We start from the raw sequence: 15,923 nt of genomic DNA, 5'->3' as shown, positions 1-15,923 counted from the left end.
GCTATTAGTGCGGGCAATATAACGACGGTTTATTCTACCAGATGAGCATTCATTATTGAGTGACCGAGGTTGTAGTTTCGTACGGCGTAAGCAAAAAACCACCTAATTTCAAGTCACTCAATATCATTACTTACCTGCTTTTTCTCGAACGTCAGTCAGCTTAGAAGCGATACGATTAACGCCTTCGTGAGCAAATATTTCGTCCAAGTTCATTGATAGTTTACGACGCCAGTTAGGGTATTCATCAACCGTGCCAGGAATGTTTACTGGCTTGTCCATCTCTAGCCAATCTTCTAGCTGAACGCTCAGTAGTGTTGAACCACCAGCCGCTACGTGCAGTTGAAGTGCCTCAGCAAGGTAAGAGTCCATCGGTACTTGGCTCGCATCGCGGCCCACACCTTCTGGTAGGAAACCATGCCATGCTACTGAATCTAAGATACCTTGCTTGCACTCTAGGCGGTCATCGAACAAGGTTTCTAATTGTTCTGCATCTGGGTATAAGCCAATCTCTTGGCCCATTTTTAGGTCATCACAGTGCCAAAAGCCGCGAAGCGTTGGCATATCGTGAGTACACAGCGCCGCCATCGATTGTGATGCGTAGTGTTTTGGTGAGATGAAACCACCGTCGTCTTCTGATGTTTCGAAGAAGAACACTTTGTAAGAATGCACACCAGCATCTGCAAGGATGTCGACAATCTCATCCGGTACCGTACCTAAATCTTCACCGATAACGCTACATTGGTAACGGTGAGATTCAAGCGCCAGAATAGACAGCATATCTTGTACTGGGTAGTAGATGTACGCGCCCTTAGTTGCGTTCTCACCCTTTGGAATCCACCACAAGCGCAGTAGACCTAAAACGTGGTCGATACGCAGTGCACCACAGTGCTTCATGTTCGCACGAAGTAGCTTGATGTAAGCGTCGTAGCTTGTTTCTTGAAGCACTTCTGGGTTTAACGGAGGTAGACCCCAGTTCTGACCCAAAGGACCAAGAATATCAGGTGGAGCACCAATGCTCGCATCCATCACTAGGTTGCCTTCGTCAGCCCAAGTCTCGCTGCCTGAATCTGCAACACCTACCGCTAAGTCACGGTACAGGCCAACAGCCATGCCCTTCTCTTCTGCAAGAGACTGTGCATCGTTGATCTGGCAATCTGCTAGCCATTGCAGGTACATGTACAGATGAACGTTTTCTAAGTTCTCTTTGATGTATTTCTGTGTCGCTGGGCTGTCGAATGTACGGTACTTCTCAGGGAATACCGGCCATCCCCACATGCCAGAATCTTCTGCATGCAGTTCACCATGTAGAGCATCAAACGCCGCTTGATGCATCAGGCTATCGCCACCCTCTTCTACGAAGGCTAAGAACGCTTGTGCACGGTCGCTGTTTTTGTCTAGATGACGAGTCTTAAATTCTGCGAATAGCAGAGGCAAGATGCTCATCTTAAGCTCAGACACTTCGGTGTAGTTTACCCAGTGTGCTTCACGCGCTTTTTGTAGACGCTGTTGGAACTCTGCGCTGCCGACTGTTTGTTGTGCTTCTGCACTTAGTGCAAATTCAGGAACTGAACTCACATCAATGTATAAGATGTTCAACCAGCGACGAGAAGATGGGCTATATGGGCTCGCACCTTCAGGGTTCGCAGGGAACAATGAGTGAATTGGGTTTAGACCAACGAAGTCACCACCACGAGAAGCGATATCCGCAACAAGCTGTTTTAGGTCTCCGAAATCACCAATACCCCAGTTATGCTGAGTTCTTAGGGTATAAAGTTGAACACTGGGTCCCCAAAGCTTTTTGCCTTGCTCGATTGGTGACTGCTTGAAACACGCTTTTGGCGTAATAATCAGTGTCATCTCGTAAGGCTTCTTACGGCGCTTACGGCTCACAATGAGCTTGTGATAACCCCATGCCAAATCACTTGGCAATGCAAACACTAAAGGGCCACCCTCGGCACGCTCGTCACGAATGACTTGAGATTGAAGATAGCCTTCAAGTACCTCTCCTTGCTCGGTTTCTAAGCGCCAGCTGAACTCACTTTCACGAGCACTTACACCTAGATTAAGCGCCACTTCTACTGGCTCACCGTCACGCAAGACAAGAACTGGGTCTAGTACATCTTTTTTGTGTTTTCTTTCTGCTGACTTAAGCAGTGCATCATCGCTGCTTGTATCGTAGCCCAACGAAGCCAATAGAGACGTGATCGTCTCGTCTGATACTTGTGCTTCATCGCCCCACGCACTAACGTAACTGTCGGCAATGTTTGCCATTTCTGCGACTTGTTTTAATACGGTCTGTTCTTTCATCGCTCTCTCCGAAAACGTTCTGACGCTTTCTATTTTGTAGGGTTGTTAATTTAATTTTTACTAATCAATTAGCTTGTGACAATCGGTTTGTAAGCAGCTTGTTTATAAACGAAACCTTTAAGCCTTTCGTTTGCTCACAAGCTAATTGAGCCAAGGCAGAAACTGCCTTGGCTACTTTGGAAGTATTAACGGTTAACCGCTTCAAGTTTCCAGATGTTGTTCACGTAGTCGCGGATAGAGCGGTCTGATGTGAACTTACCAACCAATGCTGTGTTAAGAATTGCTTTCTTAGCCCAACCTGCTTGGTCTTTGTATTGCGTGCCCATGTCTTCGTGCGCTTTCACGTAAGATGCGAAGTCAGCAAGACATAGGTAAGGGTCACCACCGTCTAGCAGGCTATCAAACGTTGCACGTAGAAGGCCTGGTTGACCTGGAGTGAACTCATCGCCAGTCAGTAGGTCTAGAGATGCTTTCAGTAGTGGGTCTGCATTGTAGTAGTCGTATGGGTTGTAGCCTTGAGCTTTCAGAGCTTGAACACCATCAACGTCTAGGCCGAAGATGTAGATGTTTTCATCACCCACTTCTTCACGAATCTCAACGTTTGCACCATCCATCGTACCGATAGTTAGCGCGCCGTTTAGAGCCATCTTCATGTTGCCCGTACCAGATGCTTCTTTACCCGCTAGTGAGATTTGCTGAGAAACGTCTGCTGCAGGGATGATGATTTCAGCCATGCTTACACGGTAGTCAGGAATGAATACCACTTTCAGTTTGTTACCGATGCGAGGGTCGTTGTTGATCTTCTCTGCAATCTTGTTAACCGCGAAGATGATCTCTTTCGCTAGGCGGTAACCCGGTGCTGCTTTCGCTGCGAAGAAACATACGCGTGGCTCACACTCGAAACCAGGTTCGTTAAGAATACGGTGGTACAGAGATAGAATGTGTAGCAAATCTAGGTGCTGACGCTTGTATTCGTGAAGACGTTTGATTTGAACGTCAAAGATAGCGTTAGTATCTAGCTCGATACCCATGTTCTCTTGAACCCAATCAGCTAGGCGCTGTTTGTTTTCTTTCTTAACAGCCATGAATTCTTTTTGGAATTTCGCGTCTGTTGCAAACTTAGCGATGCCTTCTAGCTGCTCAAGTTTTGCTGGCCATTCAGTGCCGATCTTACCCGTGATTAGCGTAGATAGACCTGGGTTACAGAACTTCAACCAACGACGTGGCGTGATGCCGTTCGTTACGTTAGTCAGTTTACCTGGGAAGATTTCGTTGAACTCAGGGAACAAGTCTTTCTTAACCAGTTGTGAGTGAAGCGCAGCTACACCGTTTACTTTGTAAGAACCAATCACACATAGGTTTGCCATGCGAACCATGCGGTGGAAACCTTCTTGGATGATAGAAAGCTTCGCTTGCTTCTCACCGTCACCAGGCCACATCTTGCGAACTTCTTGCATGAAGCGGTGGTTGATTTCAAAGATGATTTCCATGTGACGTGGAAGAAGACGATTGATCAGTGATTCAGACCAAGTCTCTAGCGCTTCTGGAAGTAGTGTGTGGTTCGTGTAAGCGAACGTGTGAGCACTGATTTCCCATGCTTGATCCCAAGATAGACCTTTCTCGTCAATCAGGATGCGCATTAGCTCAGGAATCGCGATCGTTGGGTGTGTATCGTTCAGCTGAATCGTTTCTTGCTTAGGCAGATCTTCTAGAGAGAAACCTGCTGCTTCGTGGCGACGTAGAATATCGCGAACCGATGCTGCTGAATGGAAGTACTGCTGCATTAGACGCAGTGTCTTACCTTTCTCGTGGTTATCGTTCGGGTAAAGAACCTTAGTGATGTTACCTGCATCGATTAGCGAGTGTTGCGCTTCGAAGTAATCACCGTTGTTGAAGCTTGCTAGTGAGAATGGTGCAATTGCCTGACATTCCCAAAGGCGCAGTGGGTAAACCGTGCTTGACTCGTAACCTACGATAGGTAGATCCCAAGGCATTGCTTTCACTTCCATACCTGGAACCCAAGTACGTACTTCTTTACCGTCGATGAATTCAACTTCTACATGACCGTAAAAACCAATGTGTTGTGCTAGTTCTGGACGAGCCACTTCCCATGGGTAACCTTCAACACCGCGCCATGCGTCAGGTGCTTCTTGTTGGCGACCGTCTTGGAAAGACTGCTTGAATAAACCGTATTCGTAGTGAAGACCGTAGCCTACTGTTGGGTATTCTTGAGCGGCACAAGAATCCATGAAACAAGCAGCTAGACGACCAAGACCACCATTACCTAGTGATGGGTCACGTTCTTCTTCTAGAAGGTCAGTTAGGTTTTGACCTAGCTCTTCCATTGCATGAGTGATCTGTTCGTATAGACCCATGCTGATCAGGTTGTTACCTGTTAGACGGCCAATCAAAAACTCAAGTGATAGGTAGTTAACGCTCTTCGCGTTCTTAATTTTTTCGTCATTTTCAGTTTCTAACAGATCAAATGTTGTGAGTTCTGCTAGCGCACGCCCCATTGCTAGGTACCATGCGCGGCTATCTGCGTTTTCAATCGTTGTTGCGTAGGTTGCAGATAAATGTTTCTTAACACTCTCTTGGAATGACACTTTATCGAAAGTTTTTTGCTGAGTTGGTTTCATTTCAGAAATCTCGCTTTTAATAGTTCTAATTCATCTGTGACATATCGTGCATGGTCACCATAAACTAAACATCCTCCCGCTAATGCAACTGACTAGGAGTAGATGGGAGGGCGTAGGGGGCGTACCGACTTAGGGTTAGTGATCTGACTCTCATGTTCTGACTGCGAACAAAAACTTGGAGTGACTAAGATCACAAGCTCCCGTTCGATAACTTAACTTCAATTGATGTGACTTTTATTTAACCCATTTAAAGTCATTGCCAAATCTGAGTTTCAGATCACGAAAATAATTTCCAACTCTCATCTTTTGCATTGATTCCCGTGTAGGGATGAACGAAGTCACATTCACAAACCAACCCGCAACGTGAGCAAAGTCTCAAATAAAGGGCGTAGACACCCAAAAACATGCAGGAGTGCAAGGTTTCTGAGGAGGATCGTAGTCGGTAACGTTTGGCTTCACGTAATATGAGTAAAGACTTAAGTAATTAGGCTCATGTCATTGGAGTGCACTCAACGATAGATTGGGATATTCCAGAACATAGCCACGGAATAGGTGTAAAACTTCGATATGTGGATCCCTTCGAAACTGACTCGTCCCGGCCGCTTACATAATGCAATCCTACGACCTAGGGTTCTCGATCTGCTTCACAATGCAGATTGCTATAAGCTTGTGTTGTTCCGCTCTCCAGCGGGCTACGGCAAAACCACCATGGCTGCACAATGGTTGGTAGATAAACCTAATGTGGGTTGGTACAGCATTGATGATAGCGACAATGATGCCTTCCGCTTTATCAACTACCTACTTCAATCACTTAATAAAGCGACTCAAAATGCCTGTCCGAATGCCCAAAAACTGGCAGAAAAGCGACAGTTTTCATCGCTGCATTCTTTATTAAGTGAAGTATTTGCCGAGATGTCGGAATTCCATCACGAGTGCTTTCTGGTGTTGGATGACTATCACTTGGTCAACAATGACGACATCCACGAAGCCATGCGCTTCTTCCTCAAACACATGCCCGATAACCTAACGTTGGTTGTCACCAGTCGTGGTACGCCACCACTTGGTACAGCAAACCTGCGCGTTCGTGACTTAATGATCGAATTAGGTAATGACTCGTTGGCGTTTGATACCGAAGAAACCACACGCTTTTTCAACCAACGCGTAGCCGACGGCATTGATGACACCACGGCAGATAGCATTTGTAGTTATGTAGAAGGTTGGCCTTCTGCACTACAACTTATCGCGCTACAAGCACAACACCAAAAACGCACTCTTGCACAGTCCGCAGAGTCATTCTCTCACTTTAACCACGCCCATCTTTGGGACTACTTGGTTGAAGAAGTATTCGACCTGCTAGACAAAGAAACCCGACAGTTCTTGATGCAATGTTCTGTGCTTGATCACTTCAACGATGAGCTTGTGTGTGCACTTACACAGCGTGAAGATGCGTTAGGTATGATCGAATCACTCAACCGTTTTGGTTTGTTCATCTACCCGCTTGAAGGTGAAAAGAACTGGTATCGCTTCCATAACTTGTTTGGTGAATTCCTCGCACATGAGCGCCAAGCTCGAATTCCTCAGCAAGAAGCTGAACTGCATCGAAGTGCTGCAAAAGCGTGGATCAAGCAAAACACACCACACCAAGCACTACGTCACGCACAGCGTGCTGAAGATCCAGAACTGATCATTCAAATCCTGACTGAGCACGGTTGGCCGATGTTCAACCAAGGTGAGCTTTCGTCATTAGAAATGGCGATCAAACAGCTAACCACAGATCAACTATACAGTGAGCCAAAGCTTTCGATGTTGCGCGCTTGGCTTGCACAAAGTCAGCACCGTTATGACCAAGTGGGTACTTTGTTGGAAGAGGCTGAGACTCAATATCAAGCGCGAAACATTGAACTCGATACTCAGCAGCAAGGCCAATACAACGCCTTACGCGCACAAGTTGCCATCAACAGCAATGAGCCTGAGAAAGCATTGGAATTGGCTGAGCTTTCGTTGAGTCAGTTGAACACCACCGTTTATCGTAGCCGCATTGTCGCAACCTCGGTTGTGGGCGAAGTGAATCACGTAATGGGTAACCTAAGCCGTGCGCTACCGATGATGCAACAAACAGAAAAACTGGCACGTCAGTATCAGGTTTACCATCAGGCCCTGTGGGCGATTCTGCAACAAAGCGAAATCTTGATTGCTCAAGGTTATGTTCAAGCTGCATTTGAGCTACAAGACAGTGCATTCAAATTGATTGAAGAACATCAGCTGCAATACGTACCTCTGCACGAATTCTTGCTGCGTGTTCGCGCTCAGATCTTCTGGTGTTGGAACCGACTAGATGAAGCGGAAGAGTGTTGCTACAAAGGCTTAGATATCCTTGGTCACCACTCTCCGAGTAAACACCTGCACAGCTATTCTATGTTGGCTCGTATTTCATTGAGCCGTGGTGAGATTGATAAAGCGTCGAAATTTATCGACCAGATTCAGCACCTATTGCGTCAATCGACTTACCACGTAGATTGGACGGCAAATGCTTCTCTTTCTTTGATTCTGTTCTGGCAAGTAAAAGGCGATAAAGAAGCTATCCGTGATTGGCTGAGTGTGGCTGTTCGACCTGAATCGGCAAGTAACCACTTCTGCCAACTTCAGTGGCGAAACATCGTTCGTGCTCACATCATCCTTGAGCAGTATGAAGACGCAGAAGAAGCGCTGACCTTCCTTAAGAGTGAAGCCCAGCGTTCGCACCTGATTACAGACACCAACCGCAACTTGATCGTTGAAGCCGTGTTACGTACACAAATTAACGATGAAGACAGCGCACGAATACTACTCGAAGAAGCGCTTCATATGACTAACCAAACCGGTATGGTCGGTAACTTCTTGGTAGACGGTGGGACTATCGGGCATATCTTGGATAAGTTGAGCAACAAGCCAGGCTTAGGTGATTTAGAACGTCACCGCGCACAACAAATCATGAAAGATATTTCCGCGACCCAACGCAGCCGCTCGGTTCACTTCGATGAAGACTTTGTTGAGAACTTGGTTAATCACCCGAACATTCCTGAGCTTGTGCGTACTAGCCCACTCACCCAGCGTGAATGGCAAGTACTTGGTCTGATCTACTCAGGATTCAGTAATGAGCAGATCGCTCAAGAACTCGATGTAGCGGGTACCACAATCAAGACTCACATCCGTAACCTTTACCAAAAGCTCAACATCGCTAACCGTAAAGAAGCAATCAGCACAGCGGAGAACTTGCTGCAGTTGATGGGATACTAAAGCGGGTTCGAGATTCGAGATTCGAGATTCGAGATTCGAGATTCGAGAAAAGTTTAAGCTAGTCGCCAATGGTGGCTAGCTTTTTTTTGCTTGGAACATGGGAAAATAGCAACTTACCAAACGACAGGCAAAAAAATAGCCAACCGCAATAATCGCGATTGGCTCTATATATTTGTGAACAAATCATAAGTTCACTAACAACGTCAGTTGGCTAGGTGACCCTCGGCTTAAGAAGGGTCAATGTATCTAATGCAGTTAGCGTGCCAACTTTTATTCGACGTTTTATAAACCCTGCATCGCATAAAAACCATGAATTCATCATGAGAATTGCAAAGTGCATTTGCATAATGCAACCAAGATGCAATATCGATAAGAGATCAGTTTCATCGCTGCTCTTAATGACAAATCACTAAGTGGTTGTTATCTAAATGTTAGGCAAATATTCACTTCAACTTATTGCCTTACAATTAATAGAGTAATAAAAGCCCTTCCCCAAAAGCATATTCATACTTTTTTTACACTAAAGTTTGTATACTGCACAAAATCATCCTCAACTCTATGAAGCAATGAACTACTTAAGTACTTTTTTCAAAGGCATGGCTATGGGCGCAGCAGACGTTGTTCCTGGCGTGTCGGGCGGAACCATCGCATTCATCACTGGTATCTACGATACGCTGCTAGAAAGCATTCGCAGAATTAACCCTAGCGTACTTGGCTTATGGAAACGCGAAGGCTTCAAAGCCGCGTTTAATCACATCAATGGTTTCTTCCTAATTTCACTGTTCGCGGGCGTATTCACGAGCATTGCGACATTCGCAAAATTGATTTCTTGGTTATTAGTCACCCACCCTGTTCCACTGTGGTCTTTCTTCTTCGGCCTGATCTTGGTGTCGGTTTTCCATATTCTTAAGCAAGTAGAGAAACGCGATATGATTCGCTTCGTGTTTTTGCTGCTTGGCGTTGCTTTCGCTTATAGCATTACCGTGCTTAAGCCGCTGCAAATGGAGCCAACCAGCATCAACGTATTGATTGCGGGTGCGATTGCTATCTGCGCGATGATTTTACCCGGTATTTCAGGCAGCTTTATTCTGCTCCTGATTGGCATGTATGGCCCCGTGCTTGGCGCCGTTAAATCATTTCAAGTCGATGTACTTGCGCTATTCCTTGCGGGCTGTGTGATCGGACTGCTGACTTTCTCACATGTACTGTCTTGGCTATTGCGTTCATTCCGCGACTTCACATTGGTATTCTTAACCGGTTTGATGATCGGTACGCTGCCTAAGATCTGGCCTTGGAAAGAGACCATCAGCTGGCGCACAAACTCAAAAGGTGAACAAGTTCCTCTGATTCAAGAAAACCTATCACCGTTTGATTTTGAAGCGGTAACCTCTCAGCCTTCTCAGTTGGTCATGGCGATTGTGATGATGTTTGCTGCGATTGCATTGGTTTTAGGCCTGGAGAAGTTCGCAGAGCGTAACGCTGACTAATCATTCAACGTATTTCTGGAACATGTTCAGAATGGATAGAACTTAGAAATACTAAGCTCACATATCTATTAAACAGACAAAAGCGAAGCCAATGGCTTCGCTTTTTTAGTTCTACCATACGCACAAAATTGCTTTTTGATACAAGCACGTATTGAGTGGTGTGATACCATCGCCGTTCTTATAAAATCAAATGAGAACACGACATGCACCCAGCATTAAAGGTTGCTGCGCTCGGTATTGCGCTGGTCGCTGGCTTTTATGGACCACAGGCAGTCGAGCAATTTAAATCGGTAGTAGAGAGCCACTCTCCTGACGTCAACTTAGATGACTACTGCATGCTTTCAACAACATCGTGTGAGCAAGACAGCGTTGCTATGACCCTTGAGCATGAAACAGCTCAACCTCTAGTCCCAACAAAAATCAAAGTGGTGTGGGAAGGCGCGGCCTCTGAAACCTTGATGCTATCGCTGACCGGTTTAGAGATGGAAATGGGCTCAGCACGTTTCCAATTAAAAAATACTGGTAACAACATCTATGAAGGTGATGTCATTTTACCCGTGTGTACCATGGATCACATGACTTGGCTTGGTGAGCTCACCGATGGTGTTGAAACCGTAAAACCTGCAATAAGGATGGCAAGATGAGTAGAAATTGGTCGTTAGCATTGGTTGTCGCTTTTGTACTTGGCTTTGGTGTCAAAAGCTATCTTGATGGGCAAAACGAAGTTCAAGAACAACACGCTGCAAAACAAGAGTTCTCCGCAACGACTCTTTTCGGCAAAGACAACCAACCAACGGAAATCTTTGACCAAACCGATGACAGAATTCGTATCGTTTACTTCGGTTTCACACGCTGCCCAGATGTGTGCCCCACTTCTTTGGCTATGTTGGCCGGAGCACTTAACCAAGTCTCTGATGAAGCAAAAGCCAAGATTCGCCCGATGTTTGTCTCTCTCGACCCTGAGCGTGATGCAGCAGAGGCCTCATACGAATACGCACAATACTTCCACCCAATGATGGAAGGATTAAGTGGTCCTTTGGATGTGACAACCACGCTTGCACACAACTACGGTGTTATTTTCAGAAAGACCAAGCTGGAAGGTTCAGAGTTGGAATACACCCTTGACCACAGCTCATATTTTTATTTTTTAAAGCCCGACGGTACCTTGATTACCAAAGTGCCGCATACGTTAACGCCAGCACCAATTGTTGAGGCTATCAACAAGCTGACGCAGTAAAACGTAAAAACAAAGAACTTAACTAATAAAGTTCGAACAAAAAGTCAGGTCCCAGACCAAAAACATAAAAATTAAGGACAACAACATGAAGTTAAAAGCACTTGCTCTAGCAGGCTTATTGCTCACCCCTTTTGCTCAGGCTAGTAGCGATATTATGGTTCATGACGCGTACGCTCGTGCAACCCCGCCTTCAGCAGTGAACAGCGCGGTGTTCACGACTCTGATGAACCACAGCGATAAAGATCGCGCTATTGTTTCTGCAACAACACCTGCAGCAGGTAAAGTAGAACTTCATGATGTAATCATGGATGGCGATGTTATGAAAATGCGCCAAGTTCAAGAGATCACCATCCCTGCAAACGGTGAAGCGGTACTTAAACCTGGTAGCCTACACATCATGTTGTTCGACCTAAAAAGTAGCCTAAAAGAAGGTGAGCAAATCGAGATGACTCTGACTTTCGCCAATGGTGAAACGCAGACCTTCGATGCCCCGGTTAAGAAAGTGATGAGCGGCATGAAGAAGATGAACCACGACCATCATTAATCGTATTCACAATTGATAAAATAATTTAAGCCACGATGACTTCTCGCCATCGTGGCTTTTTGTTAAACTGAGCGCGCTTTTTATTCAAAGCCTGAACACATTAATAAACCAAGGAGAATAGAAGATGATTGTAATGAAAACACTAAAACTGGCAGTAAAAGTAACGCGTTAATTTGTTTGGTTAATCAAACTTTAATCTCGAACTACCAACATTAAGCCATCAGCTGGCTACCGCACACTTTTACCCGGTTTACTGTTGATCGTAAGTGATCAATATCTGCATGCCTGTAAAGCATGACTCAAATCCGGGGTCCTATCGATTTTGAATTCGACCCAAGCTCAAACATTTTTGACGTCTCGACGCTTTTTGAACTGACCAACGCTTTTCGATCTCATCGACAACCTGAGATCTTACAAGACGTTAATGCTCTCACAAGAAAAGAAAGCTCGCACGTCTGGGTAAATAGACATGAATTCACAAAACGCATTTTCTCATCCAATGTCACTTCAACAACTTGGATGGCAACCTGTATTCCAACAACAACTGACACTCGAAGACTATGATCACTCCGTCATTGCTCGTATCGTCGCACATCACCGCAATGGCTATACATTAGCGTCAGAGCAAGGTGAAATTGTTCTACCCATCCACCAAAACCAACCGGCAATGACCGTTGGCGACTGGGTAATATTGAACTCTGAACTGCAATTCGATCGCTTACTAGAACGCCAATCGCTCTTTAGCCGAAAAGCTGCGGGCAGTCGTGTGGCTGAACAATATATTTCAGCCAATATCGACACAGTGTTTATCGTGGTTTCATTGAACAACGACTTTAATCTGAGTCGCATTGAACGCTACCTGGCACTCGCAAATGAAGCACAAGTTGAAGCGGTTATCGTCCTGACGAAGAAAGACTTGTGTGACGACTACGAAGACAAAGTACAACAGGTACAAAGCTTAGACCCGATGCTGATGATCGAAGCGGTCAACAGCCTAGATCAAGACTCAACCCAAGTACTTTCACCTTGGTGTAAAATCGGCAAGACCGTCGCGCTAATGGGCTCTTCTGGTGTGGGTAAGTCGACTTTGGTTAACTCATTGCTAGGTGAAGCATCGCAGGCAACTGGTGGTATTCGTGAAGACGACAGTAAAGGTCGTCATACAACCACATCACGATCACTCCACTTGCTCGCATCAGGTGGCTTGCTTCTCGACACTCCAGGAATGCGAGAGCTACAACTTGCAGACTGCGCTGAAGGCGTGAGTGAAACTTTTTCAGACGTCGAAGAGTTAGCAATGCACTGCCGCTTCTCTGATTGTCATCATGAATCAGAGCCGGGATGCAAGATAAGGGCTGCCATTGAGAGTGGTGAACTGTCTGAAAGACGATTTACTAACTATCAAAAGCTACTGAGAGAGCAAGCAAGAAACGGCGCTTCTCTTGCAGAGCAACGCGCTAACAATAAGCAGCTTTCCAAAATGTACCGAAACGTACAGTCAGAAAGCCGCAATATTAAGAAAGGCTCAGCTTAAGCAGTTGGATATTGACGGTAATCTGAGTTAATCGCTCAACGCTGAGCTGAAACACCGAGCCCCACGTGTCAATCGCGTGGGGCTTTATCTACAAATTCCCTTCCTCATCAACAAGGGATATTAAGATATCGTCTGCTTCCGAAAGTAAAAATTCACCATTTATAATAGTTGGAATTTTTCTTAGCGAGTTAATCATCACGTTAATGTTTCTCTTTATCCAGTTCAATATAATTCCCCCTTGAACAATAAAGTTAAAATACGATTAATCGCGTCACTTTTACTACCAGATTGACTGAATATAACGAACATAAAGTATCGATTACCGGACAAGTATAATCACCTTCAGAAGAAAATTTCATTTCAAACCACCTTCCAAGGAGATAGAAAATGCTTCGTCTAACCACCATATTATTAACGCTTCCTCTAGCTGCCTGCTCTACAATAAATACTGACTTCGAAAAGCAAACCGATTTCTCAATGTATAAAACCTATGATTTCAGCTCGCCCGGGGCTGCGAAAGAAGAGAAGAACAAAATACCGATTAGTATCGACTCAATCAGGATTGAAAGTGCGATCATTAAAGAAATGAGCCGCACAGGGGTTTCATTTGTAGAGGACGGAGGCGACCTATACGTCCGCTACCAACTTCAGCAAGCATCTGAACTTGTGTCTTCCGGCTCGTCAGTTGGTATTGGCTATGGTTGGAACAATTTCCGTGGGGGAATGTCCACTCCACAAAATTATCACCGACAGACGTACGGACAATTGGTTGTAGAACTGATCGATGATAGAACCAACATCGTTGTATGGACAGCGAATTCAAGCCGAAAATTGACTCGCTCAATGAGTTCTAAGGAACGTGAAGAGCTGATTTACGAGGAGATCGCTGAAATGTTTCAACAGTACCCTTCGTACAAATGATTGAAAACTTCTAGGTGATAACTTCTTCAAATATCGGCCATTGAATGTGCAGATAGAGGAAGCCTAGGCATTAGAGGAAGAAGGCACCAAAGCCACTAATGCAATAGATCAAAGCTGCATCATATTGTTATATACCCTCAACCTTAAAGCTAACGCTGTAACTCACGTCCGAGTGACGAGTTTCACTCCAATCACGTTAGGAGCTCCATTTTCGTCTATATATAGCGAGACGTTTAAGGGGATGCCTAACGTACTCAAATGCTCTTTATGTACCAGACTCGACTCTAAAACAGGATCGTGAAACATAATTGTCAGCGAGGGCAAAAGCGGCTATTCAGCTTGATTAGCAAACCTAGAATATTCAAACGCGATAGCATTTAACAACTGAGGTAAGTCTTTAATATTTTGTTTATTAATTTCGATATAATCATCAACGAAGTGGTCTTTTTCTTCGGCTGCCTTATTAATAGAACAACCTAATAATAGAATACAACTTAGCGCTAAAAGGGTTAGCTTCTGCATTTACAATGCCTTGATTAGTTTTAGGTAAGGGATGAGGATAGAAGTGGTAAAAAGCTCGAAAGGCGCTCAATAAATCGACATTCACTTTTATTGAGCATGAACCTTCTCGTAGTTCCATTTCAATCATATTTACTCAATCATTTAACTGTTATTGCGTCTTATCAATCCAATATTTCACCATTAGCGAAAACTCTTGGTACCTATCTTGATAACAAAAATGACCACTGTCTTTGAATACTGTTAACTCAGCATTCGACATGCGTTTAGCTAAACGTTCTCCATTATCGACGTAAAGAATTGCATCGTTTTCTCCCCAAAATATCTGAGTGGGTAACTCTATTTTATCGAGCAATGGATCAACCGTTGCTAGACTTTTTGGGTAATCTTTAAACCATTGCATGACGGCAGGAATTCGATTGCGATAAGAAGCAATATAGTCGGAAATCTCTTCTTGATTGGGGCGATAGTTCGTATAGCAAACCTTGATACAGCCTTGAACTAAAGAGCCAGCCCCTGTCACTTTAAAAACAGTGCGCCAAAACGATGAGTCGACCATTTTTCGGATGGCGCTTGCATTTGACGAAGGATTAATTGCTGGGCCATCGCCTATCAATAAACTTTTGACATCATTGTCATATGTGCCCACATAGTAAACGATCGCGGGCATACCAACGTCAGGCCCCAATAAATGTGGTTCTTGAATATCCAAATGATTTAAGAATTCTTTTAAAAAGTCGCCTTGAGCCTTGAAAGACATGTATTCAATCCCGCCCGCACTGCCGCCGAACCCAGGCATATCGTAAGCATATAGGTTGTAGTGTTCAGCCAACCCTGTCCAAATAGGGGCATACGCAAGAATGCTTTGAGGAAAAGGGGAAAGCATCACAAGAGTCGGTTTACCAATCGCTTCAGAATGTGCGTATCGAATATCGACACCATTTATCTTGGTTCGCTTTATTGGCATGGATGGTGTCGTTTCAAATGTTGGGAACATTGGATAGTCGTTTTTTCTTCGCAACTGCTCCAAGCTTTTATATTCAGAAGTCAATAACATCAGTGCCGATGCGTTAATACGATCAAACACGCTAATTTTTTCTATCTTAGGAGTATGTGTCATTAATTAATTTCTATTTAATTCTCTGAAGTTAAAAGACGCTGAAACCATGATTAAAAATTTCCATCCAATTTATTTCTGGTTCTCAAAAAATAGTATTGGGGTTTACTCAACTCAGTATTTACAGCTATCAATAATTGTAGTTAACACCATTATTACTAATATTATCGCCACTACTTTACCGATATATTTGATGTTAACTAACATCGTTGGGGTCTGTTAAAACTCGTTAAATTACGTCATTTATGCTATGTTTATGACCTAATTCACAGAGGTTTGGATGGATCAATGACTATCAACACAACTTACTTTATAAGGGTAAATCATAGACAGAACCTTAAG

Annotated in this window: 11 protein-coding genes; 7 read left to right on the top strand and 4 right to left on the bottom strand. The window is 44.5% G+C overall.

What is annotated here, in order from left to right; translation table 11 throughout:
• Window positions 1-126 precede the first annotated feature (126 nt).
• The gene (malQ, locus tag AB4371_RS02770; protein WP_017067441.1) at window positions 127-2,307 is read right to left on the bottom strand and encodes a 4-alpha-glucanotransferase; all 2,181 of its coding nucleotides are present in this window, start codon (window positions 2,305-2,307) and stop codon (window positions 127-129) included.
• Window positions 2,308-2,492: 185 nt separating this feature from the next.
• On the bottom strand, window positions 2,493-4,946 hold the full coding sequence (locus AB4371_RS02765; protein ID WP_372148845.1) for a glycogen/starch/alpha-glucan phosphorylase: 2,454 nt from the start codon (window positions 4,944-4,946) through the stop codon (window positions 2,493-2,495).
• 567 nt (window positions 4,947-5,513) lie between these two features.
• On the opposite strand from AB4371_RS02765, the gene malT reads away from it, so the two are divergent.
• The 7 genes from malT (at window position 5,514) to AB4371_RS02730 (ending at window position 13,945) form a co-directional block, all read left to right on the top strand.
• Window positions 5,514-8,222 carry an HTH-type transcriptional regulator MalT gene (gene malT / locus AB4371_RS02760; protein ID WP_017061867.1) on the top strand — a complete coding sequence of 903 codons (2,709 nt, stop codon included), beginning with the start codon at window positions 5,514-5,516 and terminating at the stop codon, window positions 8,220-8,222.
• Between the two features lie 566 nt (window positions 8,223-8,788).
• On the top strand, window positions 8,789-9,709 hold the full coding sequence (locus AB4371_RS02755; protein WP_017064236.1) for a DUF368 domain-containing protein: 921 nt from the start codon (window positions 8,789-8,791) through the stop codon (window positions 9,707-9,709).
• Window positions 9,710-9,912: 203 nt separating this feature from the next.
• Window positions 9,913-10,353, top strand: coding sequence for a hypothetical protein (locus AB4371_RS02750; RefSeq protein WP_372148843.1), 441 nt, complete (start codon window positions 9,913-9,915; stop codon window positions 10,351-10,353).
• Window positions 10,350-10,946 carry an SCO family protein gene (locus AB4371_RS02745; RefSeq protein ID WP_004732104.1) on the top strand — a complete coding sequence of 199 codons (597 nt, stop codon included), beginning with the start codon at window positions 10,350-10,352 and terminating at the stop codon, window positions 10,944-10,946. Before AB4371_RS02750 ends, AB4371_RS02745 begins: the two co-directional genes overlap by 4 nt.
• A gap of 85 nt (window positions 10,947-11,031) precedes the next feature.
• Window positions 11,032-11,490, top strand: a complete 459-nt coding sequence (locus AB4371_RS02740; RefSeq protein ID WP_017068936.1) for a copper chaperone PCu(A)C — start codon at window positions 11,032-11,034, stop codon at window positions 11,488-11,490.
• A 469-nt stretch (window positions 11,491-11,959) separates the two neighbouring features.
• Complete coding sequence (gene rsgA, locus AB4371_RS02735) at window positions 11,960-13,024, top strand: ribosome small subunit-dependent GTPase A (RefSeq protein WP_017072405.1); 1,065 nt, start codon at window positions 11,960-11,962, stop codon at window positions 13,022-13,024.
• A 387-nt stretch (window positions 13,025-13,411) separates the two neighbouring features.
• Window positions 13,412-13,945 carry a DUF4136 domain-containing protein gene (locus tag AB4371_RS02730; protein WP_372148840.1) on the top strand — a complete coding sequence of 178 codons (534 nt, stop codon included), beginning with the start codon at window positions 13,412-13,414 and terminating at the stop codon, window positions 13,943-13,945.
• Between the two features lie 330 nt (window positions 13,946-14,275).
• On the opposite strand, the gene AB4371_RS02725 is transcribed toward AB4371_RS02730, so the two are convergent.
• Together AB4371_RS02725 and AB4371_RS02720 are read right to left on the bottom strand one after the other, a co-directional pair.
• Window positions 14,276-14,467, bottom strand: a complete 192-nt coding sequence (locus tag AB4371_RS02725) for a hypothetical protein (RefSeq protein WP_017072403.1) — start codon at window positions 14,465-14,467, stop codon at window positions 14,276-14,278.
• A 148-nt stretch (window positions 14,468-14,615) separates the two neighbouring features.
• Window positions 14,616-15,584, bottom strand: coding sequence for an alpha/beta fold hydrolase (locus AB4371_RS02720; protein ID WP_136979036.1), 969 nt, complete (start codon window positions 15,582-15,584; stop codon window positions 14,616-14,618).
• Between the last annotated feature and the right edge of the window lie 339 nt (window positions 15,585-15,923).

Origin of the sequence: Vibrio sp. 10N.261.51.A3 (genome assembly GCF_041471965.1) — a bacterium.
In the GTDB taxonomy this organism is placed as follows: domain Bacteria; phylum Pseudomonadota; class Gammaproteobacteria; order Enterobacterales; family Vibrionaceae; genus Vibrio; species Vibrio crassostreae_C.
This window is presented reverse-complemented; position numbering and strand designations above follow the sequence as displayed.

Bases quoted from the DNA above. Each gene is read 5' to 3' on its own strand.
- AB4371_RS02750 (WP_372148843.1), top strand. From the start codon at position 9,913: ATGCACCCAGCATTAAAGGTTGCTGCGCTCGGTATTGCGCTGGTCGCT.
- AB4371_RS02765 (WP_372148845.1), bottom strand. From the start codon at position 4,946: ATGAAACCAACTCAGCAAAAAACTTTCGATAAAGTGTCATTCCAAGAG.
- AB4371_RS02740 (WP_017068936.1), top strand. From the start codon at position 11,032: ATGAAGTTAAAAGCACTTGCTCTAGCAGGCTTATTGCTCACCCCTTTT.
- malT (WP_017061867.1), top strand. From the start codon at position 5,514: ATGTGGATCCCTTCGAAACTGACTCGTCCCGGCCGCTTACATAATGCA.
- AB4371_RS02755 (WP_017064236.1), top strand. From the start codon at position 8,789: ATGAACTACTTAAGTACTTTTTTCAAAGGCATGGCTATGGGCGCAGCA.
- AB4371_RS02725 (WP_017072403.1), bottom strand. From the start codon at position 14,467: ATGCAGAAGCTAACCCTTTTAGCGCTAAGTTGTATTCTATTATTAGGT.
- AB4371_RS02730 (WP_372148840.1), top strand. From the start codon at position 13,412: ATGCTTCGTCTAACCACCATATTATTAACGCTTCCTCTAGCTGCCTGC.
- AB4371_RS02745 (WP_004732104.1), top strand. From the start codon at position 10,350: ATGAGTAGAAATTGGTCGTTAGCATTGGTTGTCGCTTTTGTACTTGGC.
- malQ (WP_017067441.1), bottom strand. From the start codon at position 2,307: ATGAAAGAACAGACCGTATTAAAACAAGTCGCAGAAATGGCAAACATT.
- rsgA (WP_017072405.1), top strand. From the start codon at position 11,960: ATGAATTCACAAAACGCATTTTCTCATCCAATGTCACTTCAACAACTT.
- AB4371_RS02720 (WP_136979036.1), bottom strand. From the start codon at position 15,584: ATGACACATACTCCTAAGATAGAAAAAATTAGCGTGTTTGATCGTATT.